The following is a 6102-nucleotide window of genomic DNA, read 5'->3' as shown; positions in this document are numbered from 1 at the left end:
GAGCGCGACGAGAGCGACGGGGACATCGACGACGGCAAGCACCGCCTCTGATCCCCGGGGCACCCGCCCCACCCCCGGAGCTTTCGTCACGCTCACTACAGAATGCCGGTACCGGCTACGGTGTGACCATGACCGAGACCCCCGCACCACTCGACCTCCTCATCGTCGGCGCCGGCATCGGCGGCATCGACATGGGCCACCACGTCGCCCACAACTTCCCGGACTGGAACTGGGAGATCGTCGACTCGAACACCGACCTCGGCGGCACCTGGACCACCTTCACCTACCCCGGTATCCGCTCAGACTCCGACATGGCGTCCTTCTCCCTGCCCTGGAAACCGTGGCAGGGGGCGCACGCCCTCGGCGCGGGCGCTGACATCCGCGAGTACCTGCGGGACGCCGCCCGCGAGGACGGCTTTCTCGACCGGATCCGCCTCAACACCTGGGTGAAGTCGGTCAACTTCGACACGGCGTCCGGGCTGTGGGAGATCACCACGGTCCGCGCCCACGACCACGGTCCCGACGACCGGCCGGACGCCCCCGACGGAAACCTCACCGAGACTGTCATCCGGGCGAAGCGCCTGCACCTGGCCTGCGGCTACTACGACCACCGCGACGGCTTCCTGCCCCACTACCCCGGCCAGGAGGACTTCACTGCCCACGGCGGCACCCTCATCCACGCGCAGGCCTGGAAGCCGGCCGAACAGGGCGACGTCAACGGGAAGCGGATCGTCGTCATCGGTTCCGGTGCCACCGCGATCACCCTCCTCCCGGCGTTGGCCGACCTCGGCGCGGACGTCACCATGCTGCAGCGCACCCCGACCTGGGTCGCCGCCCTCCCCGACTTCGACACGATCACGGCCGTCTGGACCCGGCTGATCCCGTGGAACGGGAAACTGGCGCACAAGGTCGCGCGCGGCAACCACATCGTCCGCGACATGACGCAGTGGTACATCGCCCGTCACCTCCCCTTCGCCTTCCGGTGGTTCCTCCAGGGTCTCCAGCGGATATGGCTCACACCGGAGCAGATCAGGCGGGACTTCACTCCCCCGTACAAGCCCTGGGACCAGCGCGTCTGCAAGGCCCCGGACGGCGACATCTTCCGGGCGATCAAGGCCGGCACGGCCGAGGTCGTCACCGCGACGATCGACCGGTTCGTGCCGGAGGGTGTGCGGCTGACCGACGGGCGCGTCCTGCCGGCGGACACGGTGATCTCGGCGACCGGCCTGCAGCTGCAGATGTTCGGCGGGGCGTCCGCGTCCGTCGACGGCGAGGAGGTGGACCTGTCAGAACTGGTGGCCTACCGGGGCGTCCTGCTCTCGGGCCTGCCGAACATCAGCTTCACCGTCGGCTACCTCAACCAGTCCTGGACAACCCGGGCGGACCTCACCGCTCGGTATGTCGTCCGACTGTGGCGGCACATGGCCGACCACGACATTGGCCTGGCCGCCCCCGCCATCCCCGGCCCGGGCGTGGAGCGCCGTGAGCTCCTTGAGTTCGACGCCGGCTACATCAAGCGCGGTCAACACCTCACCCCGCGTCAGGGTGACCGCTCCCCCTGGCTCTACCGACAGGACTACCTGGCGGAGTGGCCGGAACTCTCCCGTGGCGACGTGACCGAGGAGATGCTCTTCGACGAGGACGCCGTGGTCGTGGCATCCAGGGTCGTGGCATCCAGGGTCGTGGCATCCGGGGTAGCTGCGTCAGGGGTCGCATCACCGGGGTCCGGTGGCGGCGTCGGTGTGACACCGGAGTCGTCCCGGTGACGGTGCTGTGACCAGGTGATCCCCGCCGAAGCGCAGATCACCAGGATGATGGTGACCGCACGGTAGGCGGTGAGGTGCTGGTCCAGCAGGATCAGTCCGGCCGCTGCGGCGAAAGCCGGCTCCAGACTGACGAGGATGCTGAACACCGCCCCTGAGATCCGCCGCAGGGCGACGAGTTCCAGGGTGTACGGCAGGACGGAGGCCAGCAGGGAGGTCCCCGCGGCGAACCAGAACAGTCCCGGCCGGGTGATCAGTCCGCCGTCGCCGCCGGTGACCCCTGCGAAGGCACCGTGCGCACCGACCGGGGCGAGCAGCACCGCGCCGAGCACCATGGCCACCGCCAGTCCGCCGGTCCCCGGGATCCGGGCACCCACCTGTGCGGAGTAGATGATGTAACCGACCCAGAATCCGCCGGCGACCAGTGCGTGGAGCACCCCGACGAGGTCGAGGTCCGCCCCGCCGAGCACGGACTCGGCGCCGAGGACGACCATCCCTGCGGTCGCGAATCCGACCCAGATGAGGTCCCGACGGTTCTTAGAGGTCAGCGCGGAGAAGAGCAGGGGCCCGGTGAACTCGAGGGCGACCGCCGCGGACAGGGGGATCCGCTCGATCGCGGCGTAGTAGAAGCCGTTCATCAGGGCCATGGTGACGGCGAAGAGGATGACCGACCGCCAGTCGCCGCGCTTCCACGCCCGGACCGCGGGCCGGGAGACGGCGAGCAGGACCAGGCCACCGATCCCGAGCCGGAGCAGGGTCACGCCCCAGGTGCCGAGGTCGTCGAAGAGACCGACGGCGGTGGCCGCCCCGAACTGGAGGGAGGCGCAGGAACCGAGGATGCAGAGCACCGGGAGGGTCATCGTCGTGGTGGAGCCGGAGGAGGTCGTCGTCACCCCTGTATTCTGCGTCCTCACCGATTCACTGGTCCAGCTCAGGTATCCGGTCAATAATGGTGAATCATGTTGAACGTTCACCGCCTGACGCTGCTGCGTGAGCTCTCCCGCCGCGGCACCCTCGCCGAGGTCGCCAGGGTGCTCAACTACTCCCCTTCCGCAGTTTCCCACCAGCTCAACCAGTTGGAGCGGGAGGCCGGCGTCCCCCTCCTGGAACCCGTGGGGCGCGGGGTGAGACTGACGGACGCCGCCCGCCGGCTCGTCGCCCGCACTGACGAGGTCCTCACGGTGCTCGACCGGGCGGAGGCGGAACTGGCGGCGTCCACCCCCACGGTCTCGGGGACGCTACGGGTCACCTCATTCCACTCGGCGCTGGTCTCGATCCTGCCGACGGCGCTGACGCTGGTGAAGTCGCGGCACCCGGAGCTGCGGATCGAGGTCCTCCACCGCGAGATCGGTGCGGCGTTCGACGGGCTCGCCGCGCACCTCTACGACCTGGTGATCGGTGACCAGTGGCCCGATGAACCGGACCCGGTGCGCCCCGGGATGGAGCGCCAGGAACTGTTCACCGATCCGCTGCTGCTGGCGATGCCGGCGGACTGGCCGGAGCCGGCGTCACTGTCTGACCTGGCGGACGCCCAGTGGGCGGTCGATCCGGAGTACTTGCCGGGAGGTCAGTGGGTGCGGCGGATGCTGGCGGACGCCGGGGTCGTCCCGAAGGTGCTGTGCGACACCGATGACCCGCTGCTGCAGGCGCACCTGGTGCGCACCGGGCACGCGGTGGCGGTGATCCCGTCACTTCTGGTCGGACCGTTCCTGGACCAGACCCGGGCACAGGTGCTGCCGGGCGGGCCGGCGCGCCGCCTGTTCACTGCGGTGCGTGAGGGGCAGACCGGGCACCCGGCGGTGCGGGCGTTCCGCGCGGCGCTGGCCTCGGCGGCGCGGCGGGAGTCGCCGGAGATCTGAACCGGCAGGACTTCACACGTAGCCGTGCCAGTTCCCCGGTGAGACCCCGTGGGCCCGGCGGAAGACATGGCTGAAGGACGCCGTGCCGCTGTATCCCAGGTGCCGGGCGACCGCGCCGACCGGGATCCCGGACGCCAGGAGGCGCCGGGCTGCCCCCATCCGCACCCGTGCCGTCCACTGCCGTACACTGTCGGCGCCGGACAACCTGAGCGCCCTGGTGAGCTCCACCGGGGTGCAGTCCAGCAGCTCGGCCCACTGCGCCGGGGTACGGTCGACGCCGGGGTGGCGGCGGAAGTCCCCGGAGATCCTGCGCAGCAGCCGGGACCCGTGGGTGTCGACCTCCCCGGCGAGGAAACCGTAGAACAGCCGGTCCACCACATCGGTCTGTTCCGTGGCGACAGGGTCGTACTCGCGGCCCAGGGCGGCGAGCAGCGCATCCGTGTCCGCCGTGTCCCCGGGGTCCTCCGCTACGATCACCGTGGGCGCCAGGTCACCGGAGGGACGCCCGGCGCGCGCCCCGACCGGCAGGACCAGTGCGCCGGGGTCCATGTCGATGTGGTTCGGTAGTCCGGCGGGCAGCCAGATCAGCTCGCCCTCGCGGAGGTCGGTGGTGGTGTCGGCGACGGTGACCCGGCACGCGCCGCGCCATGCCCAGAGCAGGACGTGGAACCGGTTGACCCGGGGCCAGGTGCTCAGTGTCGGCGGGGTCTCCTCCTGTCCGCCCGCCACCGGGGTTCCACCGGGCCGGTCGCGGAGCTGGCCCGGGGTCGCCCCGGTGTGCCGCCGGGCGAGCCGGCACAGGGTGGACGCCGAGGACAGTCCGACGTGGTGGGCCGCGGACTCCACGGTGCAGCCGTCCGCCAGCAGACCGGCGGCGACGGAGAGGCGGAGCCGGGCGTGCCAGGCGCTGACGGTCAGCCCGGTCTCCGCGCGGAAGCGCCGGGTGAGGGTCGACGGAGAGACGAAGACGGCGGCGGCGAGGTCGGTGACGCCGGGGTGGGCGGCCGGGTCGGAGAGGAGGATGCGGGCGGCGGTCCGGGCCGCCGGGTCGACCGGCATCCGGGGTAGCAGGGGCCGGTCGCCGGAGTGTGCCCCGGTGGGGGTGCTGAGGTAGTTGAGGCTTTCGGCGAATCGGGCGATGAGGGTCCCGTACCAGTCATCTGGAATGTCACCGCAGGTCACAGGGCTGTCCGGGGTGAAGGGGAGGGTGGCGTCCTCCGGGACGGGGAAGCCGAGGGCGGTGGTGTCCGGGGCGCGGCGGACGCTGACGCGCACGCCCCGGTCGACGGAGACCGCGGTCCCGGCGGCGATGTGGCGGGTCCGGGGGCGTCGCGGTGGTGGGTGGTCAGGTGGAGAGTGCCGCGGAGTACCCACCACAGGTGCGGGGATGTCAGTTCAACTTTCTGACTGTTCCGGTCAACTGGCGGCATGCGCACGACCGTACACTCGTCGCGGTGAAGTGAGCTGAGGCTCAGTTGATACGACAGGAGAATTCATGACCCACGTGACACGACGCCGCCCGCTGACCGTGACTTCCGCACTCGCCACCGCACTGATCTGTGCCCTGGGGATGGCGTCATGCTCGGACGCCGACGGTTCCGGCGACGGTGGGGCCGCGGCGACCGTCCCCGTCACCCACGCCTTCGGCACCACGGAGGTGCCGGTGCACCCCGGGCACGCGCTGAGCTTCAGCCGCACCTGGACCGACGCTTTCGCTGAGCTCGGTGAGCCGGTCGCCACCCAGGTCGTCAACGGCCAGTTCTCCGACGGGGTGCCGTGGGCGCCCGAGGGCACCGGTGGCACGTCGGTCGCCGGGGAGACCGTCCCGGTCACGGTCACTTCCGCCGACCTGGTCACCACGTTCGGCATGGAGGCCGTCGCGGACAAGAACCCGGACGTGATCTTCGCCGGTTACCTGCCTGACAGGGAGACCTACGACAGGCTCGCCGCCATCGCCCCGACCGTCGCCACGGTCGGTGACGGCATGGTCGACGACTGGCGAGAGGTCACCACCACCGCGGGGAGGATCGTCGACCGGGAGGAGGACGCCGCGTCCGCGATCGCCGCGGTCGACCGCGCCATGGGAGGGGTGGGGCAACGGTACCCGGCGGTGGAGGGGGCGTCCTTCGTCTACGCCGCCTACCGTGCGAAGAGTTTCACCGTGATCACCTCCCCGGCGGACGCCTCCAACCGGTTCTTCAGCGACCTGGGCATGGTCTCGGCGGCCGACCGGGTCCGGGGGACGGAGTCCGGGCGGGGGAAGGTGGTCTCCGCGGAGAACACCGACATGCTCGACGTGGACCTCCCGGTCCTGTGGATCTCCGGGGAGACGCCGGACGACCTGCCGGGGTGGTCTGACCTGCGTGCCGTCCGGCGCGGGTCTGACCCGCAGCTGGACACGGTCGCGGCCACCGCGCTGGGCGCCCCTTCGGTGCTCAGCATCCCCTGGGTGATCGATCAGCTCGACCCGTACTTCGCGG

4 protein-coding genes and 1 pseudogene are annotated in these 6102 nt (G+C 70.9%); 3 read left to right on the top strand and 2 right to left on the bottom strand.

Annotation, left to right across the window (positions count from 1 at the left end; all coding sequences use genetic code 11):
* Positions 1–128 precede the first annotated feature (128 nt).
* Complete coding sequence (locus QZV72_RS01175) at positions 129–1766, top strand: NAD(P)/FAD-dependent oxidoreductase (protein ID WP_297004195.1); 1638 nt, start codon at positions 129–131, stop codon at positions 1764–1766.
* A gap of 26 nt (positions 1767–1792) precedes the next feature.
* On the opposite strand, the pseudogene QZV72_RS14860 reads toward QZV72_RS01175, so the two are convergent.
* Positions 1793–2623, bottom strand: a pseudogene (locus QZV72_RS14860) (DMT family transporter); the annotation flags it as partial.
* Between the two features lie 99 nt (positions 2624–2722).
* On the opposite strand from QZV72_RS14860, the gene QZV72_RS01165 reads away from it, so the two are divergent.
* On the top strand, positions 2723–3622 hold the full coding sequence (locus QZV72_RS01165; RefSeq protein WP_297004193.1) for a LysR family transcriptional regulator: 900 nt from the start codon (positions 2723–2725) through the stop codon (positions 3620–3622).
* 12 nt (positions 3623–3634) lie between these two features.
* Here QZV72_RS01165 and QZV72_RS01160 read toward each other — a convergent pair whose 3' ends face one another.
* The gene (locus QZV72_RS01160; protein ID WP_297004192.1) at positions 3635–4897 is read right to left on the bottom strand and encodes a helix-turn-helix domain-containing protein; all 1263 of its coding nucleotides are present in this window, start codon (positions 4895–4897) and stop codon (positions 3635–3637) included.
* Positions 4898–5117: 220 nt separating this feature from the next.
* On the opposite strand from QZV72_RS01160, the gene QZV72_RS01155 reads away from it, so the two are divergent.
* Positions 5118–6102, top strand: a 985-nt coding sequence (locus QZV72_RS01155; RefSeq protein ID WP_297004190.1) for an ABC transporter substrate-binding protein, incomplete at its 3' end; no start/stop codon positions are given.

This window comes from uncultured Corynebacterium sp. (assembly GCF_902782855.1).
GTDB lineage: Bacteria > Actinomycetota > Actinomycetes > Mycobacteriales > Mycobacteriaceae > Corynebacterium.
The sequence above is the reverse complement of the archived record's forward strand: the minus strand, read 5'-3'. Positions and strand labels throughout refer to the sequence as shown.

What these genes read in the sequence shown, in the direction of transcription:
- QZV72_RS01175 (WP_297004195.1), top strand. Translation starts at nt 129, where the DNA reads ATGACCGAGACCCCCGCACCACTCGACCTCCTCATCGTCGGCGCCGGC.
- QZV72_RS01165 (WP_297004193.1), top strand. Translation starts at nt 2,723, where the DNA reads ATGTTGAACGTTCACCGCCTGACGCTGCTGCGTGAGCTCTCCCGCCGC.